At 63.9% G+C, this 25493-nt stretch carries 24 protein-coding genes; 12 read left to right on the forward strand and 12 right to left on the reverse strand.

Annotated elements, in window-relative coordinates; genetic code table 11:
- The 11 genes from ABSG20_RS04975 to ABSG20_RS05025 form a co-directional block, all read left to right on the forward strand.
- Positions 1–726 (forward strand): dienelactone hydrolase family protein (locus ABSG20_RS04975; protein WP_423863381.1); only part of this gene is annotated, 726 nt, incomplete at its 5' end.
- 150 nt (positions 727–876) lie between these two features.
- Positions 877–1725 (forward strand): prolipoprotein diacylglyceryl transferase, encoded by an 849-nt coding sequence (gene lgt / locus ABSG20_RS04980; RefSeq protein WP_423863382.1) that lies wholly within the window; start codon positions 877–879, stop codon positions 1723–1725.
- Complete coding sequence (locus ABSG20_RS04985; protein WP_423863383.1) at positions 1722–2849, forward strand: class I SAM-dependent methyltransferase; 1128 nt, start codon at positions 1722–1724, stop codon at positions 2847–2849. The genes lgt and ABSG20_RS04985 overlap by 4 nt, the downstream gene beginning before the upstream one ends.
- A complete protein-coding gene (gene pgeF, locus ABSG20_RS04990; RefSeq protein ID WP_423863384.1) occupies positions 2846–3616 on the forward strand; it encodes a peptidoglycan editing factor PgeF in 771 nt (256 codons plus the stop codon). Before ABSG20_RS04985 ends, pgeF begins: the two co-directional genes overlap by 4 nt.
- A 107-nt stretch (positions 3617–3723) precedes the next feature.
- Positions 3724–4842: a cyanuric acid amidohydrolase gene (atzD, locus tag ABSG20_RS04995; RefSeq protein WP_423863404.1), complete on the forward strand. Its 1119-nt coding sequence runs from the start codon at positions 3724–3726 to the stop codon at positions 4840–4842.
- Between the two features lie 235 nt (positions 4843–5077).
- Positions 5078–5698 (forward strand): hypothetical protein, encoded by a 621-nt coding sequence (locus ABSG20_RS05000; protein ID WP_423863385.1) that lies wholly within the window; start codon positions 5078–5080, stop codon positions 5696–5698.
- 183 nt (positions 5699–5881) lie between these two features.
- Complete coding sequence (locus ABSG20_RS05005; RefSeq protein WP_423863386.1) at positions 5882–6835, forward strand: ribose-phosphate pyrophosphokinase; 954 nt, start codon at positions 5882–5884, stop codon at positions 6833–6835.
- Positions 6836–7088: 253 nt separating this feature from the next.
- The gene (locus ABSG20_RS05010) at positions 7089–7832 is read left to right on the forward strand and encodes a hypothetical protein (RefSeq protein ID WP_423863387.1); all 744 of its coding nucleotides are present in this window, start codon (positions 7089–7091) and stop codon (positions 7830–7832) included.
- 161 nt (positions 7833–7993) lie between these two features.
- On the forward strand, positions 7994–9016 hold the full coding sequence (locus tag ABSG20_RS05015; protein ID WP_423863388.1) for a LysM domain-containing protein: 1023 nt from the start codon (positions 7994–7996) through the stop codon (positions 9014–9016).
- 138 nt (positions 9017–9154) lie between these two features.
- Complete coding sequence (locus tag ABSG20_RS05020) at positions 9155–10378, forward strand: SMP-30/gluconolactonase/LRE family protein (RefSeq protein WP_423863389.1); 1224 nt, start codon at positions 9155–9157, stop codon at positions 10376–10378.
- Between the two features lie 270 nt (positions 10379–10648).
- On the forward strand, positions 10649–11077 hold the full coding sequence (locus ABSG20_RS05025) for a hypothetical protein (protein ID WP_423863390.1): 429 nt from the start codon (positions 10649–10651) through the stop codon (positions 11075–11077).
- Between the two features lie 20 nt (positions 11078–11097).
- Here the strand turns inward: ABSG20_RS05025 and ABSG20_RS05030 are convergent, their stop codons facing one another.
- The 11 genes from ABSG20_RS05030 to ABSG20_RS05080 form a co-directional block, all read right to left on the reverse strand.
- A complete protein-coding gene (locus tag ABSG20_RS05030) occupies positions 11098–11283 on the reverse strand; it encodes a hypothetical protein (RefSeq protein WP_423863391.1) in 186 nt (61 codons plus the stop codon).
- A gap of 43 nt (positions 11284–11326) precedes the next feature.
- Positions 11327–12676, reverse strand: coding sequence for a TadE/TadG family type IV pilus assembly protein (locus tag ABSG20_RS05035; RefSeq protein ID WP_423863392.1), 1350 nt, complete (start codon positions 12674–12676; stop codon positions 11327–11329).
- 30 nt (positions 12677–12706) lie between these two features.
- Positions 12707–13264 (reverse strand): TadE/TadG family type IV pilus assembly protein, encoded by a 558-nt coding sequence (locus ABSG20_RS05040; RefSeq protein WP_423863393.1) that lies wholly within the window; start codon positions 13262–13264, stop codon positions 12707–12709.
- 2 nt (positions 13265–13266) lie between these two features.
- Positions 13267–13737, reverse strand: coding sequence for a TadE/TadG family type IV pilus assembly protein (locus tag ABSG20_RS05045; protein WP_423863394.1), 471 nt, complete (start codon positions 13735–13737; stop codon positions 13267–13269).
- A 345-nt stretch (positions 13738–14082) separates the two neighbouring features.
- A complete protein-coding gene (locus tag ABSG20_RS05050) occupies positions 14083–14919 on the reverse strand; it encodes an XdhC family protein (protein ID WP_423863395.1) in 837 nt (278 codons plus the stop codon).
- An 11-nt stretch (positions 14920–14930) separates the two neighbouring features.
- Entirely contained in the window at positions 14931–16142 is a 1212-nt protein-coding gene (locus ABSG20_RS05055; RefSeq protein ID WP_423863396.1) for a vWA domain-containing protein, read from the reverse strand.
- Complete coding sequence (locus ABSG20_RS05060) at positions 16139–17011, reverse strand: AAA family ATPase (RefSeq protein ID WP_423863397.1); 873 nt, start codon at positions 17009–17011, stop codon at positions 16139–16141. The genes ABSG20_RS05055 and ABSG20_RS05060 overlap by 4 nt, the downstream gene beginning before the upstream one ends.
- 189 nt (positions 17012–17200) lie before the next feature.
- A complete protein-coding gene (locus ABSG20_RS05065; protein WP_423863398.1) occupies positions 17201–19627 on the reverse strand; it encodes an aerobic carbon-monoxide dehydrogenase large subunit in 2427 nt (808 codons plus the stop codon).
- On the reverse strand, positions 19624–20124 hold the full coding sequence (locus tag ABSG20_RS05070) for a (2Fe-2S)-binding protein (protein WP_423863399.1): 501 nt from the start codon (positions 20122–20124) through the stop codon (positions 19624–19626). Before ABSG20_RS05070 ends, ABSG20_RS05065 begins: the two co-directional genes overlap by 4 nt.
- Positions 20125–20228: 104 nt before the next feature.
- The gene (locus ABSG20_RS05075; protein ID WP_423863400.1) at positions 20229–21092 is read right to left on the reverse strand and encodes an FAD binding domain-containing protein; all 864 of its coding nucleotides are present in this window, start codon (positions 21090–21092) and stop codon (positions 20229–20231) included.
- Positions 21093–21561: 469 nt separating this feature from the next.
- Positions 21562–22773, reverse strand: a complete 1212-nt coding sequence (locus tag ABSG20_RS05080; RefSeq protein WP_423863401.1) for an MHYT domain-containing protein — start codon at positions 22771–22773, stop codon at positions 21562–21564.
- A 259-nt stretch (positions 22774–23032) separates the two neighbouring features.
- On the opposite strand from ABSG20_RS05080, the gene ABSG20_RS05085 reads away from it, so the two are divergent.
- Positions 23033–24058 carry a synaptic vesicle VAT-1 family membrane protein gene (locus ABSG20_RS05085; protein WP_423863402.1) on the forward strand — a complete coding sequence of 342 codons (1026 nt, stop codon included), beginning with the start codon at positions 23033–23035 and terminating at the stop codon, positions 24056–24058.
- Here ABSG20_RS05085 and ABSG20_RS05090 read toward each other — a convergent pair.
- On the reverse strand, positions 24039–25493 hold a 1455-nt coding region (locus tag ABSG20_RS05090; RefSeq protein WP_423863403.1), incomplete at its 5' end, for a sulfotransferase family protein. The two genes, ABSG20_RS05085 and ABSG20_RS05090, sit on opposite strands and share 20 nt — an antisense overlap.

The following is a 25493-nucleotide window of genomic DNA, read 5'->3' on the forward strand; positions in this document are numbered from 1 at the left end:
CAGATTGAGATTCCCACCGAGGACGGCCATGTCACCACCTTTATCACCCATCCCGAGCGCGATGGCCCGCACCCCGTCGTCATCTTTTACATGGACGCGCCTGCGATCCGCGAGGAACTGCGCGACATGGCGCGCCGGCTTGGCACGTCCGGCTATTATGTGATGCTGCCGAACCTCTATTATCGTTCCGGCGTCATGGAACTCGGGCCCTTGCCGGCCGACCCGGAATCACCCGAACGCAAGCGCATGTTCCAGCTGATGACCTCGATCAACATTGCCATGGTCATGCAAGACACCACCGCCCTGCTGGCCTATGCCGACGGCCAGGCCGCGGCGCGCAGCGACATTGTCGGCACCGTCGGCTACTGCATGAGCGGACGATACGCCATCAACGCGGCGACGCATTTTCCCGGGCGCGTCAAGGCCGCCGCCTCGATCTACGGCGTGCAGCTCGTCACCGACCAGCCCGACAGCCCGCATCTCGCCGGGCAAAAGACCAAAGCCGAGCTCTATTTCGGCTGCGCGGAAACGGACGTCTACGCGCCGATGGAAACCGTCGAGAAAGTCAGACAGGCGATGCAAGACGATCACGCCAATGCCGAGGTCGAGATCTATCCCGGCACCCATCACGGTTTTGCCTTCCCGAAACGGCCGGTCTACCACCGCGATGCCGCCGAGCGGCATTGGGAACGGCTGCTGGCGCTCTATCGCCGCAATCTCGGATAGCGGCCGGCAAGGCGGCAAAATGAGATTGCTCGCATTTTCCGACATCCATCATAACCTTGAATTCCTCAAGAGAAGAAATTGACAAATTCTTCGCGGCTTCGAGCTTAATGCCTTAGCGCGTGCAATAATGCGAGATCCAACAGGTCTTTGATGCCTTTCCTCACCATCGCCTTCCCGGTGTTCAATCCCGTTGCGGTCGCCATCGGGCCGATCGTGATCCGCTGGTACGCGCTGGCCTATATCAGCGGCATCGTGCTGGGGTGGATCTACGCGCGCGCGCTGCTCCGGAACGAGAAGCTTTGGGGCGGGCCGGCCCCGATCACGCCAATGCAGATGGACGATTTTATCCTTTGGGTCACGGTCGGCATCATTCTCGGCGGCCGCACCGGCTACGTGCTGTTCTACAATCTGCCGTTCTTCATCCAGCATCCCCTCGAGATTTTCGAATTGTGGAAGGGCGGCATGTCCTTTCATGGCGGCTTTTTGGGTTGCGTGGCGGCGGTGATGCTGTTTTGCCGTACGCACGGCCTGCCGGTGCTGTCGCTCGGCGACATCACCACCGCGGTCGCGCCGATCGGCCTGCTTCTCGGGCGCATCGCTAATTTCATCAACAGCGAATTATGGGGCCGGCCGGCCGATCCCAGCCTGCCCTGGGCGATGGTCTTTCCCAATGGCGGGCCAGAGCCGCGCCATCCGAGCCAGCTTTACGAGGCGGGCCTCGAGGGCATCGCGCTGTTTACGATCCTGGCCGTGATGATCCGGCTCGGCGCCCTGAAACGGCCGGGCCTGATCCTCGGCAGCTTTATCGCGCTTTACGGGCTGGCGCGGATCGCCGGCGAATGTTTCCGGGAGCCCGACCCGCAGCTCGGATTTTTATGGGGCGGTCTGACCATGGGCATGCTGCTGTCGGTGCCGATGGTCGTGGCAGGGGCCATCATCATGGCGCTGGCATGGCGCCGCAAAACGCCGGTGCCGAACCCGATTAAGGGCACGCCGTGACCGAGCTGTCGCCGCTGCAGTCCGAGATCATCAGGTCGATCAAGACGGTCGGACCGATGCCGGTCTGGCGTTACATGGAGATGTGCCTGACGCATCCCGAGCATGGCTATTATGTTGCGCGCGATCCGCTGGGGCGCGAGGGCGATTTCACCACCGCGCCGGAAATCAGCCAGATGTTCGGCGAATTGCTCGGATTGTGGGCGGCCTCGGTATGGAAGGCCATGGGTTCGCCCTCGCAACTGCATTTGATTGAACTCGGACCCGGCCGCGGCACCATGATGGTCGATGCGCTGCGCGCCCTGCGGGTGCTGCCGCCGCTCTACCAGTCCCTGAGCATCCATCTCGTCGAGATCAATCCGGTGCTGCGCGAGAAGCAGAAGTCGGCGCTGTCGGCGGTCCGTCACATCACCTGGCACCGAAGCATCGACGAGGTGCCCAAGGGGCCGGCGGTCGTTCTCGCCAACGAGTATTTCGACGTGCTGCCGATCCACCAGATGGTGAAGCGCGAGACCGGATGGCACGAGCGCACGGTCGAGCTCGACGGCGACGGCAATCTGGTGTTCGGTGCCGCTGCCGAGCCAGTGCCACGCTTCGAAGTCCTGCTGCCGCCGCTGGTGCGCGCCGCCCCTGATGGCGCCGTGTTCGAGTGGCGTCCGGATACCGAGATCATGAAGATCGCAAGGAGGGTCCGCGACCAGGACGGCGCGGCGCTGATCATCGACTATGGTCACCTGCGCAGCGATGCCGGCGATACCTTTCAGGCTGTTGCCGGCCACAGTTTCGCCGACCCGCTGAAGAATCCCGGCCAAGCCGACGTCACCGCCCATGTCGATTTTCAGGCGCTGACGCGCGCCGCCGAAGATATCGGCGCGCGCGCCCATGGTCCGGTGTCACAGGGCGAATTTCTGAAACGGCTCGGGATCGAAGCCCGCGCCGCGAGGCTTTCGGCCAAGGCCGCGCCTGAGGCTGCCGAGGACATTTCGGCCGCGCTGCAACGGCTGACTGGTGGCGGCCGCGGCGGCATGGGATCGATGTTCAAGGTGCTGGCCATCTCGGTCGCGAACCTGACCTCGCTGGTGGGGTTCAACGACGAGGAGCAGGACGCCAAGGCCGTACCGCCATGACACTTGGATCGGAACTGCTCTCGGCCATCCCTGGCCTGCGTCACGCTTTCTTCACGCGCGCGGGCGGGGTGTCCGGCGGCATCTATGAAAGCCTCAATGGCGGCCTCGGCTCCAACGACGATCCCGCTCACGTCGCGGAAAATCGCCGCCGGATGGCGCAACAAGTGGGCGTCACGCCGCAACATTTCCTCAGCGTGCATCAGACCCACTCCCCCGATGTCGCGGTCGCCACAGGACCCTGGCAAGGCGGCTCGCGTCCGCTCGCCGACGCCATCGTCACACGCACGGAAGGTCTCGCCATCGGTGCCACCGCGGCCGACTGCGGACCTATCCTGCTGACCGATCCCCGGGCACGCGTCATCGGCGCTGTTCATGCCGGCTGGAAGGGCGCGCTGACCGGCATTGTGGAAGCAACCGTCAATGCGATGGAAGGACTCGGTGCCGAGCGCAGCGGCATCGTCGCCGCGATCGGCCCCCTGATCCGCCAGCACAGCTACGAGGTAGGCAACGAATTCGTCGAGCGCTTCATCGAGGCTGACGCCGACAACGCCCTGTTCTTCGTTCCCGCCGCCCGCGCGGACCACGCGATGTTCGATCTCGCCGGCTTTATACGGATGCGGCTCGAAAATTCAGGCGTCTTGATGATCGACGACATCGGCGCCGACACTTACTCCGACGAACGCTTCTACAGCTACCGCCGCTCGGTGCATCGGGGCGAGCCGGACTATGGCCGGCACGTCCATGCGATTGCGCTGGAACGGGATTAGCTTCGGGCGGATTGGAGCCCACCGGGCCCGCGCAGCGCGCGGCCTGCCGGTAGAAACCGAGGTCGAGATCGCGACGAACAAACTCAAATGGGAAATACGGAATGACCATGCGCACAACATTCGTCGACGTCGTTCGCATCCCGACCAAGGGTCCCGGTGACGTATCGGGTCTGATGGATCTCATCGACGCCGGCAAAATCGCGCCGGCATCGATTCTGGCGATCCTGGGAAAGACCGAGGGTAATGGCGGCGTCAACGATTTTACCCGGGAATATGCCGTCTCGGCGCTGAGTGGTGCGCTCGCACCTTATGTCGACCTGCCCCAGCACCGTGTCGAACAGAAGATCGCGTTTGTCATGTCGGGCGGCACGGAAGGCGTGCTCAGTCCGCATATCACGGTGTTCGCGCGCAGCGCGATATCCCAAGATGATTCCGACGGTGGCATCGCCGGCAAGCGTCTAAGCATCGGCATCGCACACACCCGCGACTTCATGTCCGAGGAGCTCGGCCGCCGTGTCCAGATCGAGGAGACGGCCAGGGCTGTCCGCGTCGCCATGGCGGACGCCGGCATCGATGACCCGCAGGATGTGCATTTCGTACAGATCAAATGTCCGTTGCTGACCAGCGACCGTATCGAGGCTGCCCACGCCCGAGGGCAAAAGACCGTAACGACCAGCGCTTATGGATCGATGGCTTACTCACGTGGCGCGTCGGCGCTCGGGGTGGCCAGCGCGCTGGGCGAGATCGACGGCGTCATCGAGGACGCCCAGGTTCTCAAGAGCTGGAATTTGTTTTCTTCCGTGGCCTCCACGTCGGCCGGCATCGAACTGATGCATAATGTCGTGATCGTGCTGGGAAACTCGACATCATCAGCGAGTCCCTTTGTCATCGGCCATGCCGTGATGCGCGACGCCATCGACGCCGCCGCCGTCATTGCCGCGCTGGAGAGCGTCGGTCTCTGGGCCAGGGATCGCCCTGATCCGATTCCGTCGGGCCGCATGGTCAATATTTTCGCCAAGGCGGAAGCCTCGCCGGATGGCAGCGTACGCGGAAGCCGTCACACCATGCTCGAGGACTCCGACATCGGCGCCACGCGACACGCCCGGGCCGCTGTCGGCGGACTGATCAGCGGCCTCGCGGGGACCGGGGCGGTCTACGTCTCCGGCGGTGCGGAGCATCAGGGGCCGCCGGGCGGCGGGCCTGTGGCAGCCATTGCCCGTTTGTAAGAATGTTCGCCCGAAGGCTTTTATTGCGTCTGCCGCGCTCTCTTCGCCGATCGCCGGACCTGCGCAAAGACAGGCGACTATGAACCCCAGCACCAATTCCAATATCCGCGACCCCGCGCGCAATTTCTGGCGCTGTGCGAGCCCAGCTCCATTGTCATCCCTGCGGCGAAAGTTAATCAACACTTAATCCGCCATCTAGACCTTGACGCATTTTAAAGATATCGCTCGTCGCAGGATGAGCGACACCGTCACCACTCTATCGAGGGCCAGCCGGATCGCGCCGCGCGCCGCCATGGCCGCGATGCTCTTGGCGCTGGCCTGTGGGCTTGGCGGCTGCGCCGGCGGCGGCTCCGCAAGCGGCTCGTTCGCAGCGGGCGCCCCCACCGTCGCCTTCGAATCGATCGATGGCCCACCGCCGCACATCTTCGATCGCATGGTGGGCGTGCTCGACAGCGAGGCCAGGTTGCGCAACCTGACGATCGTGTCGCGCGAAGGCTCGGCCTCGTATCGGGTGCGCAGCTATCTTGCCGCCGAGGTCAGTCATGGCCGCACCATCATCGCCTGGGTCTGGGACGTCTATGATCGCGACCAGCAGCGCGCTCTGCGCCTCAGCGGCGAGGAACCGGCCGGCAAAGCCGGCAGCGACCCCTGGGGTGCGGCGGACGATCTGGTCTTGCGAAAAGTTGCGCAGGCCGGCTTGAGCGGCCTCAGCGCCATGATCAACGGAACCGTGCCGATGGATGCGCCACCCGCCTCCGCGCCGGACCGACGCGGGCCCGCGGTGGCGAGCACGGAACAGGGTTCACCCTCTGCGGGAGGTTGGCGCGTCAGCGCGCTGAGCTACAGCGAGCGTTAACGCAAAAAAGCCTTTGTGCGTCCAAATAGTCGTTGAGCGCTTATTTTGCGCAGGAAAACCGGATTCTACGGGTTGCCAGCCGAGCCTCCTCCTTGATATCACCTCGCCCGTCGAAGCGCTCAGCCAAGTGGGTATTCTGATATGCTGAACATTGTATCCAGCAAGGCGCGAGGAGAGATGTTGATGTCGGCCAAGAACGGCTCGATCAAGCTCGTCGCCGGCAATTCCAATCCCGTGCTGGCGCAGGAAATCGCCCGCGGATTAGGACTACCCCTTACCAAGGCGGTGGTACGGCGTTTCGCCGACATGGAAATCTTCGTCGAAATCCAGGAAAACGTCCGCGGCTCCGACGTCTTCATCATCCAGTCGACTTCGTTCCCGGTCAACGACCATCTGATGGAGCTTTTGATCATCACCGATGCGCTGCGCCGGGCCTCGGCGCGCCGCATCACTGCGGTGATTCCCTATTTCGGCTATGCAAGGCAGGATCGCAAATCCGGCTCGCGCACGCCGATTTCGGCCAAGCTGGTGGCTAACCTGATCACCCATGCCGGCGCCGATCGCGTCATGACGCTCGACCTGCATGCCGGCCAGATCCAGGGCTTCTTCGACATACCGACCGACAATCTCTACGCCTCGCCGGTGATGGTGCGCGACATAAGGGAGCGCTTCGACCTCAGCAAGGTCATGGTGGTATCGCCCGATGTCGGCGGCGTGGCGCGCGCACGCGGGCTCGCCAAGCGCATCAACACGCCCCTGGCGATCGTCGACAAGCGCCGTGAACGCGCCGGCGAATCCGAAGTCATGAATGTGATCGGCGATGCCAGCGGATATACCTGCATCCTGATCGACGATATCGTCGATTCCGGCGGCACGCTGGTGAACGCCGCCGACGCGCTGCTCGCCAACGGCGCCAAGGAAGTCTATGCCTATATCAGCCACGGCGTGCTTTCCGGCGGCGCCGCGGCCCGCATCTCCGGCTCCAGGCTGAAGGAACTTGTCATCACCGACTCGATCCTGCCGACGGAGGCGGTCCACAACTCGCCCAACATCCGCACGCTGTCGATCGCCTCTTTGATCGCCGAAGCCGTCGGCCGCACCGCTGCCGAAGAATCGGTATCGAGCTTGTTTGATTGAGATCAGGCTTGCTCGACCGAGCGCTGCCTCACCCCGACCGGTGCATTCAGTGGCTGATTGCTTCGAGAGGCATCGCGGCGCCTGTCATCGGGCGCGCATCGCCTTTACCAAGTTCCCGTTCAAGCTGCGGATGGTGTTGCTGCCTGGTCACGGCTGGTGAGCAAATTTGACGGCCTCCGGCCCCGCTGTTGCAGATGCGAGCCTGCGCGGCCTACGATTCGGCCGAGTCGACGCGCCACGTCTTGAGGAGTTCATGAAGCCCTATCGCCGCACTACCGGATATCTCGACCGGCTCTTCAGCTCCTGCCGCGCGCGCTTTCGTCCATTGCGAGCGACGGCGATGGCGCTGCTGCTGCTGGTACTTCCGATCATCGCCGATACGGCGAACGCGGCGGCTCCTCCACCGGGCGCCCATGTCTACCTGCTGCGCGGCGTGCTCAATATCTTTTCGTTGGGTTTGGACGAAATCGCGGCCAAGCTGCGTGCGCAGGGCATCACCGTCACCATCGCCAACTATCTGTCGTGGGCGTCGCTTGCGGACGAGGCCGCGGCGGAATACAGAAGCGGACGGGTGCAGACCATCGTTCTGGTCGGGCATTCCTCTGGCGCGACCGCCCTGCCCGACATGGTAGCGCGCCTGGACCAGCTTGGCGCGCCGGTCAAGTTGGCGATCGGCCTCGATTCGGTGTTCCACACCAGCTTGTCCGGACATGTCGGACGCTATATCAATTTTTACGTTGCCAATGGCGTCGGCACGGCAGTCGCCACGACCAGTCAATTCCACGGCGCGCTGGAAAATGTCGATGTAGGCAACAGCGGCATTGGACACCTCACCATCGACAAGAACGAGATGATGCAGGAGCGGGTCATCAGTGCCATCGACGCCGTCGTCTTGAGCCGCCCGCACAGCCCGTCAGCTGCACGGAAAAATCCGGGCGTCAGGGCTGCGAGGCCGCGTTTGGGCACGGCGAACGCCGCGACGACCGCCAACGAATAGTTCTCCTGACCATTCCGTGTCCGGGCCTGGGCGCGCCTCAAATTCCGCCCATTCCTCCAACACATGATGATGCGCGGGAAAGCCCGCTCTACCTGATTCGATCCGCTGGCGTCCGAGATTGTTTGCGTGCCGTTCACCGAAGCGATAAGCCGGAAAGGCGCATGATCAATCCAACGCAAGCTGCGGGCTTCCTGATCGGGGCGGTGCTATTCACCGCCGTCTTCCATGGAGGTTGCGCTGCTGCCGTGGCTGGTCCGATCGCGGGGCCGAGCGCGACCGCGGCAGGGTTGGAGGGAAATCCGGCTGCGGCTGAAAGAGGCGGTCAGGGCAACCCACCAGCCATTTTCGTGCAAGCGGCCGCGCCGGTCGTATTTCCGCCAGCCACCAAGCCGCCGCCCAACGTGCCGCGCGGGCGCGTCTACCTGTTCCGCGGCGCCCTTGGCCCGATCTTTTCGCGCGGCATGGACCGCCTGACGGAACGGCTCGAACATGCCGGTGTCACGGCTGACGTCTACGAGTTCACGATCTGCCGCCTGATCGCGGACATGGCCATCCGCGAGTATCGCAAAGATCCCGCGCCGATCATCCTGATCGGGCACTCCATGGGCGGGTATTGCGCGGTGATATTCGCGGAAATGCTCCAGGCTGAAAATATCCCGGCTAGTCTGGTTGTCACGATCGATCCCGCTCACGTGACGCACGAAGTGCCGCTTAATGTCGAGCGCTTTATCAACATCTTCCTGTCGAAGAGCGTGCTGGGCGGCGGCGACGTCAAGCCAAGCCCGGGCTACCAGGGCCACTATGCAAGCTATGACCTCTCCCAGCATGAGGAGGTGTCGCACATCAATATCGACAAGATGGACCTGGTCCATGAACAATTGATCGCCAAGGTCGTGCAGCTCGCCACCACGCCTTCGCAAGCGGAGGGTGAACCGCTGGCGCTTCGCTACGTCGTTCCCCCCGATGTCGCGATCGAGCTATGGGACAGCGGAATGCCGGTGTTTGCCCGCCCGGGCGATACGCTGCAGACGATCGCGGCGCTGTACCACGTGCCGTTGTGGTCGCTCACGCAGATCAACAAGGGACCGGACAGCCGGCCGCTGGTACCGGGCGAGCGCGTCACCGTTCCGCGCCATCTGGTGCCGCTCGCCGAGGTTTCGGGACCGCCGCTAGCCCCGCGCTGACGGAGGGGTGAGCCCGCCGATTGCGCGCTTCGGCCGCGAGTTGAAATGAAAGCTTCACTCGCTACCAGACCCGGATCGGGTTAGCCTGACGACCGCTTGGCCGGATCAACCGGCCGGCGCACACATTGGGAGGATTAGATGACACGCGAGGTACGGCGCGATCCGGAGTCGCAGCGCGATTCGGAAGCAATGATTTCACGACGAACGCTCGTCCACGGCCTGGCGATAGCAGCCGGTGCCACCGTGGCCGGGGCCAGCGGCGCGCTGGCCCAGCAGGCAAGCCCGGTGGCGCCGCCCACGACGATCACCACCCCGCCGCGCGATTTCGGCCCCGGCGGCGCCCCGACCACCTATTTCTGGGACCCCGACATCATCGCGGTCGATCCGTCATTCAACGACCTTGCCCAGCCCAACACGTCGATCAAGCGTCTCTACACGGGATTGTTGTGGGCCGAAGGCCCGGCCTGGAGCGCGCAGGGCCGTTACCTCGTCTGGAGTGACATCCCCAATAACCGGCAGATGCGTTGGTCGGAGGACGATGGCCACGTCTCCGTGTTCCGTTATCCGTCCAACTACTCCAACGGCAACTCGTTCGACTTCCAGGGCCGACAGCTGTCCTGCGAGCATCTCACCCGCAGGGTCACACGCTACGAGCACGACGGCACGGCGACCGTGCTCGCCGATAACTTCAACGGCAAGAAGCTCAACTCGCCCAACGATGTCGTCGCCCACCCGGATGGCAGCTACTGGTTCACCGACCCGCCCTATGGCGGTCAGCTCTACGAGGGCGAGCCGGACGGGGGCGGCAAGCTCAACGCGCGGATCGGCGAGCCGGCCGACTTCGTGCCGCGCAAGCGCGAACTGCCGACCAACTGCTATCGGATCGATCCCTCTGGCCGCCTCGATCTGGTGGTGACCGAGGAGCAGGTGCCGGATCCCAATGGGCTGGCGTTCTCGCCGGACTACAAGAAGCTCTACGTGATCTCGACCGGCAAAGGGCCGGGCGATACCGGGCCGGGCGGCAAGGGCAACATGTTCGTGTTCGATGTCGGAGCCGACAACAAGCTCAGCAACCAGAAGTTGTTCAACGACTTCATCATTGACGGCGTGAACTGCGGGCCGGACGGCGTGCGCATCGATGTCAACGGCAATGTCTGGGCCTCGAGCAATGCCGGCCGCCACGTCGGCTACAACGGCGTGACGGTGTGGACGCCCGAAGGCAAGCTGATCGGCCGGATCCGCCTGCCCGAAGTGTGCGGCAACATCTGCTTTGGCGGCCCCAAGCGCAACCGCCTGTTCATGGCATCGAGCCAGTCGCTCTACGCCGTATATACCGCGACCCAAGGCGCCGGACCGGGCTGACCGGTTTTGCGCGTACAGGCGAGGAGGCGCCGGCGCGACCCGCCGGCGCCTGGGACCATGGTGAAGCAGCTTGGTAGGCGTTTGCTTCCGCCCTGACGCCCGTCCGAACAGCATGCCCCGTTATTGCATAAAGCCAGGATCGCTCCGAAATCCCAGCGGTTGGATCGGCTTATTAACCCTACCACTTAACTATTCATTAATTATGTCTTTGCGGGCGCGAACTGGCCGGCCTAGCGTGCGTTGTGGGGTGCTTACGAACTGGTGCGTGCCATGACCTATAGAATGTACGGAGCGTTGATCGCCTCACTCGGCGCAGCCGCGCTCATGCTTGCCGCGGACGAGACATTCGCCGGGTCGGGAGCCGCACCTCAAGTGTCGACGCGTAGGGTCTCCCGCCCGTTCGCCGCCCGGCCGTTCCGGCATCACAACCGAAACGATATCGGGGCCTTCTGGCCGGGAGAAGGGGACTTCGGCGACGCGCCGTCGAATGGCGAACCCTTGGTCGGTGCACCGCAACCGCCATCAGGCGACATCCATTACACCTATACGTATGACGTTCCCTGGGATTGGGCGCATCGACTTCCGCCTGCTGTCATACCTTCTGATCACCCCTATGTGCCGAGCTGCCCGACCGAGACGGTGAAAGTTCCGGGACGTGACGGCATGGAGCGAACCGTCAACGTCATGCGGTGCTACTAGTCGAGCGTTTCATTGATGCGTCATAATAAGCCGATGTCGTAGGGTGGGTCGAGATCTTCTCGAAACCCACCAATCCCGCCGCTGGAGGCGCAGGCCCGGAATGACGGCAGTCGTAGGGTGGGTTTGAGCTCTTCGCGAAACCCACCAATGACGCCGCCCGCGATGGGTTTCGTGACGAGTTCGGACATGCGTCCGATCTGGTTCACTCTACCCATCCTACAAGCGATCCGCTCGTGGAATTCGCGCTGGTCAGTTCGTCAGGTGCGGCCCGGAGTTTTGCACCACCGAATTGAACAGCGTGGTCATCGAGTTCGTGATGTTGCCCGCGGCGGTGACCTCCGTGTAATAGAGACCGGGAGAAGCGCAACTCTGCAGGTTGGTGCCGATGCTGCTCTGGAATGGCGCGATATACTGCTGATAAAAGAAATTCGAAGTGAGCGGATAATATTCGGTGTAGAGAATTGCAATCTGGATCCCGCGATTCTTGATCGTCTGGCACGCTGTTATGTCGAACGGCGCGATGCAGCGGCTGAAGTTAGGCCAGACGTTCAGCGGGTAGGGGCAGGTACTGGCTTTCTTGTCCTCGAGGCCATCGGTGACGATGAACAGGATCGCCTGCGGCAAATTGCCGGAGGCGCCGGTGCCCGGGGTGGACATGATGCTGTTCATGCTGCTCAGCGCGGACGCGAAATCCGTATCAGTGTCGCCGTCGGGCTGGTTGGCGCAGTTTATGTAGTTTTCCGCGCAGACTTCCAGGGCGCCGACTCCGGCTGCAGCCGTTCCGGCCAACGTCAGGTTCGAGGTCCGGGACTGTACGGTGGTGAGCGCGCTGCCGGAATTGCTGCCGTTGAAGGTGTAGACCCCCATCCGGAACGCGGCGCCGGTTTGCGATGCGAGGCTGGAAGCGGTGCTGGTCAGGCTCTGCGTGGCCGTCGCCATGATCTGGATCCGCGTCGTCACGCCGAGCGACTGTGCCAGCCTGGCGTTGTCCCAGCCGGCCGGCAGGCCGGTGTTGTCGGTGCTGTTCGGGCTAGACTGGTGGCAGGCAAAGGCGCAGCCGTTTCCAGAGTCCTCCTGCGGCGTATTCGCGATCATCGTACTGATCCCCGCGGTTGTCGCCGCGATCTCCATCGAGGGCGAATTGTCCAGCATCATGTAGAAATCGATGTTCGGCGAAGCGGCTGAACTCGCCGTTGCGGTGCCGGATAGCGGCCACGACGTTTTCCCCAGAACATTGGCGAAGGAATTTGCCGAACTTGCCGAAAATGTCACCGTCGCAGTGCGCGTCAAGCCGCTCTGGGTGACGGTGACGACGGGGGCGTTGAAGGTCGCGCCCGTGATCGCCGAAGCCTGACCCGTGAAGAAGTTCGTTGCAACCGTCCGCGCCTGGGCGATGGTCTGGGTCATGAGGGCTGGCGAGACCGCCGCGAGCGCGGCGGCATCCGCAGCCGCGTTCAGCCGTTGCTGCTTCTGTGTCGCCGCGGAATAGTCCAGCGCCATGCCGCACAGGAAGACCACCGGGACCATCGACAGCGCGAATACCACGGCAACATTCCCTGCGCGGTGGCGGAGCAGGCGGCGGACAAGATCGCGAAACATCATGCTATCAACCTAGTTCTGCGTGGAAAATCAGGAATTGACGCGCGTCACTGAACTCGACAGCCGCGGATAGAAATAACCGCTCTGGGAGATGTTGATCGTGCTGGTGAGCACATATCCGAATGTCGGCTTGTAGGGGTAGGTTACCTCGCTCCAGATCATCGACGTGCTGGCGATTTGCAGCGCGGTCGGCAGCGTCACCGACTGACCGACACTGTGCGCGGTACCGTTGAGCGAGTCGCTCCAGGTAATGGTGCCCTGACCCGCGGAATTCGTCGTTATCTCCGTTATGGTCACCACCATGCCCGAAGCAGAGTAGGGTGCGACGACGGTAGATGCCGCGGCGAGGATGCCGCTCATCGTGCTGTTGTTTATGCTGGTGTACTGCGAGGCCAGATCTGCAACGGCCCGCGTCGCCAGCGCTATCTTGAATTGCACGGCCATCGCGTTGCCTACTTCGATGCTTCCCAGGTACAAAGCAAGCATGAATGGCACTATCATCGCGAATTCCAGACCAGCAACGCCTTCGGCATTGCGCGCGAAGCCGCGCAAATGCGAAACAGCAAGGCAAAGACCGCGGCTGCGCATCGTCAGTACGGCTCCCTCTTGAATACGCTGGACGAAACGAGCAGCCGGTTGCCATTCGCCAGATTCGAGAGATTGAAGCCGAGCGGGCCGAGCATGACCGGCCACTGGTACATCACCTGCACGACCACGATATCGCCCGGATTTCCCAACTGGTAATTCCAGGGGTTGGTCACATTGCCATGAGAATCGAAGGTGAGCGTCGGCGTCGTGCTGCTTGCCGACGCAAACGTGCCGGAGCTCTGCACGTTGACCATGAAATTTCCGCAGGTGAACAGGATCACCGTCTTTTCGCAAACCCAGCTCGTAAACTGCGACTGCGTCAGGCTTGAGGCTTGAGCCTGTCCAGTCTGGATCGTCCGGCTCGCCTGGCTGACGACTTCGTCCAGCAGCCGCTGGGCGAAAAATACAATCATGGTCTGGATGATGGCGACCAGCAGCGCCAGAAAGGGCGTCGCGACGAGGCCAAACTCCACCGCCGTCGCCCCCCGCGCATCTCGAAGAAAGCGCCGGCCGCCACCAGATCGGGTCGTCCCGCGGCATGGTTTTCCCATCGCGATTGGCTTGCTCGTACCCATGCTACGGCTCTAGAGCGGAACTCCTCTCTGGGCGTTAATGTCGGACACCGCAGTTGTACGGACTGCTTCGCTCTTAAAAAGAAAGCTGGTTCAAACAGGGCGCCCATAAGGGACGCCCCTACGTCACATCGACATTCTTGTAGGGGCGACCCTTGTGGTCGCCCTGCTTCGGCGCCTCCGCATCCAAGCCTTTCATCCGAGCGGGTCGGGCGAAGCCCGGTGCGGAACTCGCAACGGCGGCGGTTACAGTGCCTGACCCTTCCCCGTCCGCCGCTGCCCTCGCCTGCGCTCCACCGTGATCTCGGCCAGAATCGACATCGCGATTTCCTCCGGCGTGATGGCGCCTAAGTCGAGGCCGGCCGGTGCCTTGACGCGATCGATAGCGGCGGCGCCGATGCCTTGCGCGACCAGCTTTTCGCGCAGCGCCGCCATCTTGCGCCGGCTGCCGACGAAGGCGTGATAGGAGGCCTCGGTCGCAACCGCAGCGCGCAGCGCGGCTTCGTCGCCCTTGCCTTGCGTCGATACGACAATAAAACGCCGCGCCTGGTTGAGTTCGCGGAGCCCATAGCCGTCGATCAGGAGATCGGCGTCGGGCCTCTCCGTGAGGTCCGCGGCCGGTGCCGCCAAAGTTACGTGATAGCCGAGCGTCCGTGCCTGCGCCGCGAGCGACAGCGCCACCGGGCTTACGCCCAGAATGACCAGCGAGGGATGTGGCAGCACTGGTTCGACGAAAATATCCATGGTGCCCTTGCTCGGGCACATGTTCTCTGCGAACCGCACGCCGTCGCGATTCTCGCCGGGCTTGACGCCGAGTTCGGCAAGCAGGTTTTCCGGCAGCACCGAGACCATTCGCGGCTCGCCGTCGGCGAGCGCGTCGCGCGCGGCCTTGAGCACCGCACCGCGGGCGCAGCCGCCGCCGATCCAGCCTGCGGCGATGGTGCCGTCGGGGCGGATGATCGCCTTGGCACCGGCTTTGGCCGCGGTCACCGACACCGTACGCACGACGGTGGCGAGGACAAAAGCCTGCTCGGCGGCCTTGAGCCGGGCCACCAGATCCATCACTTCGACATGTTTTGTCATCGGCGTTTCCATCAGAGATCGGCCAGATAGGGTTCGAGCGCGGCCAGGCTCTGCAGCGTGTTGGCGGGCGCATAGAGATCGACATGGGGCAAGGCGGCCTTGATGCCGGCAGCCTCTGGCGCGTAACCCTCCCACGCCATCATCGGATTGAGCCAGACAATACGGCGGCAGCGTCTTGCCAGCGCCGCCATTTCGCGGCCGAGCAGCGCGGCGTCGCCGGTCTCATAGCCGTCCGACACGATCATCACGCAGCTTCGTGAGCGCAATACGCGCGCGGCATGCCAGCGATTAAAAGTCTGCAGGCTTTCGCCGATCCTGGTGCCGCCGCCCGCTCCCTGCGCCATGATCGACAGCCGGTCGAGCGCGCGCGCGGGATTCTTTTCCTTCATGGCGTCGGAGACGTAGGCGAGCCGGGTGTGAAAGAGAAATGCTTCCGCTTCACGAAACTCATCCAGCACGCCGTGGATAAATCGCAAAAACACCCCGGTATACATGCTCATCGAGCCGGAGGCATCGAGCATAATCACCAGCCGCAGCGGTTTTGCCTTGCGCTGCCGTTTGACGAGTGAGATCGGCACGCCGCCATGGCTGAGATTGCTGTGGATCGTCCGGCGCAGGTCGAGCCGGTAGCCGCGCCGCCGCGCCAGGTCGCGGCGCGTCAGCCGCGTCCGCATGGTCCTTGCCAGTTGCGCTGCGATCCTGTGCGCCTCCCCGATCTGTTCGGGGTCCGCCATCTTGCGGAAATCAATCTCCGAAAGGTTGTCCGCGCGCGAGGCGCCTTCCATGCGGCCTTCACCGCCGCGATCCCCGGGCGCGTCGGTGCCGTCAGATGGAATCTGGTCGGTGGCGGCGTCGCGCCCGGCCGGTTCGGACTTCCGGTCCTGCAGGCTTTTCAGCGACGGGCTGTTGGCCGCCTTGGTCGAGCCCGTCGTCAGGGATCGCGATCGCGCCCGCTTGCCGAGCCAGAACGCATCGAACAGCCCATCGAACCGGTCCCAGTCGGATTTGCGCGCCGAGAACAGATGCTTGAACGCGGAACGCAGGTGCCCGGACTTCCCGGCATAGCCCGCCACCATCAGGGAGGCGGCGTCCTGGCCTTCCTGCAGGCCGACGGCAAAGCCGCTGTCGCGCAGCGTCTTGAGGAATGCGGCGAGTTTTGTCGTGACGAGGCGGGAAACCTCGTCGAATTCCTGATATCCGGGACCGGCGCCGCAACCGCTCATGCGACCTTCCCCAATATTCGCATCGTGACCTCGCGCGTCAGCCGCGACTTGTCCTCGTGGGTCTTCAATAGACACATCAGGGTTTCGTACACCGTCTCCGGCGTCTGCTGCAGGTCGCTCACGCCGATCCCGACCAGCGCCGCCGCCCAGTCCAGCGTCTCGGCGACGCCCGGCACCTTGCGCAGCTCTTCTTTGCGGATGCCCTCGACCATGCGCGCGATCTGCAGCGACAGCGACGGGGTCGCTCCGTCGATCCGCGCCAGGATGATGCGCGCCTCGCGATCGACGTCGGGATAGTCGACATAGTGGTAGAGACAGCGCCGGCGCAGCGCGTCGGACAATTCGCGGGTGCCGTTCGAGGTCAGCACCACATGCGGGATGGTGATGGCCGAGATCGTCCCGAGTTCCGGAATCGAGACCTGAAAATCCGACAACAGTTCGAGCAGGAACGCCTCGAATTCGTCATCGGCGCGGTCGATCTCGTCGATCAGCAGCACCGGCGGCTTGTCGCGGCGGATCGCCGCCAATAGCGGCCGCTCCAGCAAATATTTTTCCGAAAAGATCTGATCCTCGATCGCATCGGCATCCTCGCCGCGATGGGCCTGGATCGAGAGCAGCTGGCGCTGGTAATTCCATTCATAAAGGGCGGCCGACTGATCGAGCCCCTCATAGCATTGCAGCCGGATCAATTCGGTCTTGTGCACCGACGCCAGCGCCTTCGCCACTTCGGTCTTGCCGACGCCCGCTTCGCCTTCCAGCAACAAGGGACGCCTCAGCAGTTGCATCAGCGAGATCGCGGTCGCCAATTCGCCGTCGGCGATATAGCCGGAAGCCGCCAGGGCCTGCGCGATCTCCTCGCGATTATTCATTTCCAGGGGGGTCTCCGGTTCGTTCGAAGCATAGCCGCCTCTTCTCCCCTCCCCCCGCGAAGCGGCGGGGAGGGGTCGGGGGTGGGGGGGCGGCTCAGCAAACTCCCCGCCAGAGGAGCAAGCCGATAGACCCCCCACCCCCGACCCCTCCCCGCCACGCGCAAAAGCGCGTGGAGGGAGGGGAGAAGATCATTGCGCCGCGAACACTCCGAGATTTTTGGCCGCCCGCCAGTTGCGCCAGTAGTCATGCGGCATCTGGATGTGGGTGGAGCCCAGGAACGAGAAGGCGTCGTTGACGGCGTTGGAGAATGCCGGCACGCCGCCGACATTGGGGCTCTCGCCGACACCCTTGGCGCCGATCGGGTGATGTGGCGACGGCGTCACCGTGAAGTCGGTCTCCCAGTGCGGCGTTTCCACCGCGGTCGGCATGAAGAAATCCATGAACGAACCGGTCACCACGTTGCCGGTCTCGTCGTAACGGATCTCCTGGCCCATCGCGATGGCAAAGGCTTCGGTCAATCCGCCATGGACCTGGCCCTCGATGATCATCGGGTTGATGCGGGTGCCGCAATCGTCCAGCGCATAGAAGCGCCTGATCTTGTAGACCCCGGTGTCGACGTCGATGTTCATGACGCAGATATAGGCGCCGAACGGATAGGTCATGTTGGGCGGATCGTAATAGCTCACCGCCTCCAGCCCCGGCTCCATGCCCGGCGGCACCGAATTATAGGCCGCCCAGCAAATATCTTTCATCGCCATGGTCTTTTCCGGCAACCCCTTGACCCGGAAACCGTCGATGTCCCATTCGAGATCGTCTTCGTGTACTTCGAGCTTGTAGGCCGCAATCATCTGCGCCTTGGCCTTTATCTTGCGCGCGGCCATCGCGATCGCGGCGCCTGCCACCGGCGTCGAGCGCGAGCCGTAGGTGCCGAGCCCGTAGGGCGCGGTGTCGGTATTGCCTTCCTCGACCATGATATTGTCGGCAGGGATTCCGATCTCGGTGGCGATGATCTGGGCCCAGGTGGTCTCGTGACCCTGGCCGGTACTCTTGGTGCCGACCCGGGCAATGCCGGCGCCGGTGGGATGCAGCCTGATCTCGCAGGAATCGAACATCGCAATGCCCAGAATGTCGCAATTCTTCGACGGACCGGCACCGACGATCTCGGTGAAGAACGACACCCCGAGGCCCATGATCTCGCGGGTCTCGCCGCGTTTGAAAGCCGCGCGCTGTGCCGCCTGCTCCTTGCGCAGGCCGGCATAGTCGACCGTGTCCATCATCTTCTTCATGGCGGTGTGGTAGTCGCCGGAATCGTATTCCCAGCCCAGCGCCGAGTGATACGGGAACTGCTCCTTCCGGATGAAGTTCTTCAGCCGCAATTCCGCCGGATCGATGCCGAGCTTCTGGGCCAGAATGTCCATGCCGCGCTCGATGCAGTAGGCCGCCTCCGTCACCCGGAACGAGCAGCGATAGGCGACGCCGCCCGGCGCCTTGTTGGTGTAGATGCCGTCGACCGAAAGATGCGCGACCGGAAAGTCATAAGACCCGGTGACGATGTTGAAGAAGCCGGCCGGCCATTTCGAGGGATCGGCGCAGGCGTCGAACGCGCCGTGATCGGCGAGCACATGGACGCGCAAGCCGGTGACCTTGCCTTCCTTGGTCGCCGCGATCTCGGTCGTCATGTGGTAGTCGCGCGCAAAGGACGTGGCGGTCAGGTTCTCGATGCGGTCCTCGACCCATTTAACGGGTTTGCCGGTGACGATCGAGGCGACCGCCGCACAGATGTAGCCGGGATAGGCGCCGACCTTGTTGCCGAAACCACCGCCGACGTCGGGCGAGATCACATGGATCTTCTGTTCCGGAATCTTGGCGATCAGCGCCACCACGGTGCGGATCACATGCGGCGCCTGGAAGGTGCCCCAGATCGTCAGTTCGCCCCTGATCTTGTCGAACGAGCACACGCACTGGCAGGTCTCCAGCGGCGACGGATGGGTGCGATGATAGGAGATCATCTCCTTGATCGTGACATCGGCCTTCTTGAACGCGGCGTCGGTCAGATCCCTGTCGCCGACATTCCACTCGAAGATGTGGTTGTGATGCTTGCGCGGCCCATGCGCGCCGGTGGTTTTGCCGGCGAGATCCTCGCGCAGCACCGGGGCATCCTTGTCCATCGCCTTGAACGGGTCGATCACGACCGGCAGCGGCTCGTATTCCACCACCACCTTGTTGATGCCGTCGTCCGCGGCATAGCGGTCGGTAGCGACCACGAAAGCGACTTCCTGGTTCTGGAACAGCACCTTGCCGTCAGCCAAAACCATCTGCACATCGCCGGCCAACGTCGGCATCCAGGCCAGGTTGACGGTTTTCAGCGTCTCGGCGGTGATGACCGCCAGCACCCCGGGCACCTTCAGCGCTTCTTCGCTGTTGATCGATTTGACCCGCGCATGCGCATGCGGCGATCTGACGAAATCGCCGTGCAGCATGCCCGGCAGTTTCAGGTCATCCACATAGTTGCCCTTGCCCTGGGTGAAGCGCGCGTCCTCGACCCGCTTGCGCTTGCAGCCCATGCCTTCGAGGGCGGCGGTGCGTTGTTCCCGCGTGGGAGTCATGTCGTTCATTCCGCAGCCTCCTGAAGTTCTGTGCCATTGATCTTGTCGGCAGCGTACTGGATCGCCTTGACGATGTTCTGGTAGCCGGTGCAGCGGCAGATGTTGCCGGATATGCCGATCCGGATTTCTTCCTCCGACGGCCGTGGGTTCTCCTGCAGCAGGCGTTGCGCGCGCAAGATCATGCCGGGGGTGCAGAAGCCGCATTGCAGGCCGTGCATCATCCGGAAACCTTCCTGCAGCGCCGACAGCGAACCGTCGGCATTGGCGACACCCTCGATGGTGGTGATCTCGGAACCCTCTGCCTGCACCGCGAACACGGTGCAGCTTTTCACCGACATGCCGTCGAGATCGACGGTGCAGGCGCCGCAATGGGTGGTCTCGCAGCCGATATGGGTGCCGGTCAGTTGCAGATTCTCGCGGATGAAATGCACCAGCAGCGTGCGCGGTTCGACGAGGCCTTCGACCTCGGCGCCGTTCACTTTCATGGTTACGTGGGTTTTTGCCATCTTGTCTCTCCTTCAGAGCGTGATCCCGAAAAGCGACAACCAGTTTTTCGGATCAGTTCGCGCTCAATTGAAATCGGGCTGCAGTCTGCTCGCGTGATCGAACCTCAGCTTGCGCGGGCCGCGGCGCGGGTCAGCGCCCGCGTCACCATGATGCCGCCGACATGCTTGCGATATTCGACCGGGCCGCGGGCATCCGCGGCCGGCGACATGATCGCCTCCGCGGCGGCGGCGGCCTTTTTCAGCGTCGCCACATCGAGGCTGGTTCCGATCACGGCGTTGGCCGCGTCGGTGGCGAGCAGCGGCGTTTCGTGCAGGTTGGTGAGGCCGATCGCGCAAGCCGTGACCTTGCCGCCCGCCATCGTCAGCACCACCGCGGCCGCGGCGGTGGCGTAATCGCCGACCTTGCGTTTGAGCTTCTCATAGGCATAGCCGTGACCGGCCGCGGGTGCCGGAATGGAAATCGAGGTCAGGATTTCGCCGGGCTCGAGCGCGGTAAAATAGGCGCCCTGATAGAATTCGGAAGCCGCAACCTCGCGGCCGCCCGAGGTCCCTTCGAGCCGGTAGCTCGCGCCGAGCGTCAGCATCAGCGCCGGCATGTCATTGCCGGGATCGCCATTGGCGACGTTGCCGCCGATCGTGCCGCGGTAGCGGACCTGCGGATCGGCGATCAAAAGCGCGGTCTCGTGCAGGATCGGCAGCGATTTCTTGATCTCGTCCGACGCCAACAGCTCGTGCTGGGTGGTCATGGCCCCGATCACGATATGGTTGCCCTCGCGGCGGATGCCCTTGAGCCCGTCGATCCCGTGCAGGTCGACCAGATGTTCGGGGCTGGCCAGCCGCAGCTTCATCATTGGCACCAGGCTGTGGCCTCCGGCCAGCGGGCGCGCTTCGTCGCCCAATGTGGCGAGCAGTTTGACCGCATCCGCCAGGGTCGCAGGCCGGTGATAGCCGAACGGGCCAGGAATCATCGTCTCCTCCATCCGTCTTTTGGTTTTCAGACGTTGGGCGCAGGCTGTTCCTGGAATGGTTCGTAAGCAAGGCGGGGACCTCTGGACAGGTCACGGCATGCGAAATTTCGCACGAAATGCGGGTCACCGCGCACGAGATGCGTCAGCCTTTGCGACCTAATTGCCCTGAGTTCCCTCGCCCCCGCTCTCTCACTCCCCTCCCCCCGCGAAGCGGCGGGGGTGGGTCGGGGGTGGGGGTCTCTCCGCGAGTCCGGTGCCGGTTGACGCAAATCGAGGAGAAGCCCGGGCTGCTGCTGGAACGGGGTCCGATCCGCGAGTTCGGTGTCTGTTGAGGCACCCCCCACCCCCGACCCCGGATCAAGTCCGGGGCAGGCTCCCTCCCCACCATCCGGCTTCGCTGCGCTTCGCCGGATGGAGGGAGGGGAGCGAGCGGGACCCGCGCTCTCACCACCAAAGCCACCTGGCTTCTTCAGGCCTGGCGCCGGGCGAGACCGAGCCGGGCTTTGACTTCGGCGATCTTGGCGCGGCTGACGGGAACCCGATGCGGTGACGGGCCGTCGAGTTCGATCACCGCGCCGTCGCCTTCCTTGCGAACGAAGGTGATGTGCGGAATGGCGACGATATGGCTGCGGTGCACCCGGACGAACAGGCTGGGATCGAGCTGCGCTTCGGCTTCCGAGATCGACCACGGACACATCCGCTCGCGGGTGCCGTCATGCACCCTGGTATAATGCGCGTCGGCCCGCACGCTCCGCACCTCCGTCGTATCGATGAAATGGGTGCCATCGGCCCCCTCGACCGGAAGCCGCGGCGCCGGCGCGGCGCGGGGCGGCTGGCCGAGGCCGCCGAGCGGCGCCGCCATCGGTCGCGGCAACGCAGCGGACGCAGGCGACGGCGGCTGGGCGGCGCCGCCAGATGCTTCCGCCATCGGGTCGATCGTCGCTCCCGCTGCCGTCGGGGTTTGCCGGCGCGGATCTGGCACCAGCGACAGCAGGAAGCCTGCCGCGATCACGAAGCAGAGCACGGCCACGACCACCGAGAGGCTTTGCTGCGACGCGGCGAGCCTTCCGGCGGCGTGCTGATGCGAGCCATCCGCCAGCGGGACAAAATGCATGCCGTACATGGCGGTGTAATGCATGCCCGACACCGCGATGCCGAACGCGATCGAACTCGCGATCAGCCGGATGCCGTCCTGCCGGGCCAGGAACGCGCGCAGGCCGCCATAGGCCGCGACGATCGCGACCACCGCCGACAGCACGACCATCGCGCCATCATGCGCGATGGCGAAATGGCCGGCCAGACCGTGAATGCCGACATAATGCATGCTGAAGATGCCGGCCCCCAGCAGCACCGCGGACCAGATCACGCGCCGTTGCGATGGTTCGCCGATGCTGACGAAGGACAGCGATATGCCGACGACCAGCGCGCAGATCAGGAACGAGACCAGGGTGGGCAGCACGAGATAGACCGCATCTGCCGGTATCGGCGCCGCCAGCATGCCGACGAAATGCATGGTCCAGATGCCGATGGCGAGGAAGGAGGCGGCGCCGGCCAGCAGCAGGCGGCGGCTGACGCCGGGCGTCCCGCGGATACGCGCCGCGAGGCCAAAGCCGGTGTAACCTCCCAGAATCGCGACCACCACCGAGAGCGCGACAAGGGCGGGATCGTGTCCTTCGAACATGATCTTTTCGGCCGTCCGTCGCCACGGGCGTGCCTCCTCCCATCGCCGAGTTTATAGGCGCAGCGGCGGAAATGACAATCGACCCCTTCCCGGTGCGAGATAGCGTGAAGGCGGAGCTTACCTCCGCAGATCCAGGAAAAACTTGAGCTTGGCGAGGCCGCGACTAAGATCACGTCGAGGCTCAATCGTGCCGTCGAATGTCGTCCTGAAATAGTTATCCGCATCTCGCCCATCCCGGCCGGTCCCGAGTGCCCACGCCATGCGCCAGGTTGTCATCACGCGCCATGGGCCGCCGGAGGTTCTCAAGCCGCGCGACGCGGCCGATCCGACCCCTGGCGAGGCAGAGGTCCGCATCGCGGTCCGCGCCGCCGGAATAAACTTCGTCGATATTTTCGCGCGCCTCGGTGTCTATCCGGATGCCCCGGCGCCGCCCTTCGTTCCCGGCTACGAGGTTGCGGGAGAAATCGACGCGGTCGGGCACCACGTCTCCGGTTATCGTGAGGGCGATCGCGTCATGGCGTTCACCCGCTTCGGCGGCTACGCCGACAAGATCGTCGTTCCCTCCGCACATGCCTTTCCGGCGCCGCCGCGGCTCAGCGATGCGGAGGCGGCCGCCGTCCCGGTGAACTATCTCACCGCTTTCATTGCGTTGTGGCGGCTGGCGAACTTGGCGCCGGGCGAGACGGTGCTCATTCATGGCGCCGGCGGCGGCACCGGCATCGCGGCGATGCAACTCGCCCGGCTCCGTGGTGCCGTGATTATCGCGACCGCGTCGGCGGCCAAGCACGACGCGGTCAGGCGCTGCGGCGCCGATCACGTCATCGACTACCGCGCCGTCGATGTGGCGTCCGAAGTGCGGCGTCTCACCGGCGACCGCGGGGTCGACGTGGTGCTCGACCCGCTTGGCGGCAGCAGCTTCCGTCAAAGCTACCGGCTGCTGGCGCCGCTCGGGCGGCTGATCGTCTACGGCGCCTCGGACATCGTCGTGGGCGAGCGCCGGAGCCTGCTCCGGCTGGCACGCTCGTTCCTCGAAATGCCGGCCTTCAGGCCGCTGGCGCTGATCCAACAGAACCGCGGCGTCCTCGGCCTCAATGTCGGGCGGCTGTGGACCGAGGTCAGGCAGGTCACGGCCGCCATGGAAGTGCTGATCCACGAGATCGAAGCCGGCCGGCTGCGACCGGTCATCGCCCGGGAGTTTGCGCTCGAACAGGCGGCCGACGCGCACCGCTTCATCCAGTCGCGCGGCAATATCGGCAAGGTGATTCTCAGGCCGACAGGCTCTTGACCCGCGGCTCTCGCCTTGTCGGTACCGCTTGTCCGTCGCCCTCGGGCTCGCCCAGCCTCGGGTATCCCAATTCAGCGAACGCGAACGCCCAATGCTGCTCGACACGGGCACGATCCTCGGGCGACAGGATCAGGCGATTCTTGCTGTAGGTCTGCTGGGAACGGACATAGCTGCGAAATGCCGGCTCGGCCGCGCCGAAGCCCGGCAAAGCGAGCGTGTCATAGATGCGCGCCAATTCGCCGAGCGGGTCGCGCTCCAGGTCCTCGAAGCGAACATCGACCAGGTTGTCTTGCGGGATCAACGATCGTTCCCGGAAGAAGCGCCGCATCATCGCTTCATACACCGCCAGGATGGTGTCGCCGGCATCCTCGATCCGCAGCGCCTGCAACGTGGTCATCATCAGCAGCTCACTGTAGAGGTTCACCGTCGAGGCGAATACGTCGTAGGGGCAACGGTAAACGTGGATGAATTTGGCGTCGGGAAACAGCTCGAGCAGCAGGGCGACGCGGGCGGTATTGACCGGGTTCTTCAGGATCAGCCGCTTGCCGCCGGCGTGCAAGGTTGCAACCTGAAGCAGCCGGTAGTAGGTCCGCTTGAGCTCCTTCACCACCCTCGGCGGGGCACCCTCCAGCAGAACATATGTGGCGAACAGCTCCCGCGATCTGCGCGGAAAGAGAAACCGCGAGTAGAACGAGTAGGGCATGATCTTCGCCAGCGGGATCTCCTCTTCCTGCGGAGCGTCCATCGGCCAGACCATGTTGTCCATCGGTCGCTTGGCCGGCACGATCCGGGCGAGCAGCGGCTTGAGCCAGCGCCGGCCGACCAGCGAGCAGTTCGGCACCATCGCCTGGTACATCGACAGATACCCGAAGGCCGGATCCTGGCTCATCAGATTGTGCATATGCGTGGTGCCGCTGCGCCAATGGCCGATGATGAACACCGGCGGCTGATCGATGCGCACCTGCGAGATCTGCCTGCCGAACCGCACCGTTTCCCATAATCGCAGCGGCAGGCCGCACAGGCTGGTGGCGATGACCAGCACTAGCCGCAACGCGTAGCGCGGATGGACGTCGATCAGACAATGCAACTGCCGCAGCTGGCTGCTCATGCGGGTGAAACCGATCAGTCCGATCTGGTAACCGAGATCGTTGCGGCGAACGGGCAAGGTCGCCACCCCGCCATCGAGCAGCGGATGGACCACGCGGCGAAACAGCGGCGGCACCAGGATCAGCAGGGTCATCACGGCGTAGTTGTAGGGATATTGCGGAGCCTGCCCCGCCCATCGCAGGAGATGGTAGGAACGCCGCGGATGCATGTGATGCTCGCTGTGCCGCGGCAGATTCAGCAAGATGAGATCATCGAGGATGAAATCATGCGCCCAGGCGTGATGCGCCTGGACCGCCTCGACTTTTCCGTCGGCACCCGGCTGCCTGGA

The sequence above is a fragment of the Bradyrhizobium sp. genome (assembly GCF_049512235.1).
In the GTDB taxonomy this organism is placed as follows: Bacteria; Pseudomonadota; Alphaproteobacteria; order Rhizobiales; family Xanthobacteraceae; genus Bradyrhizobium.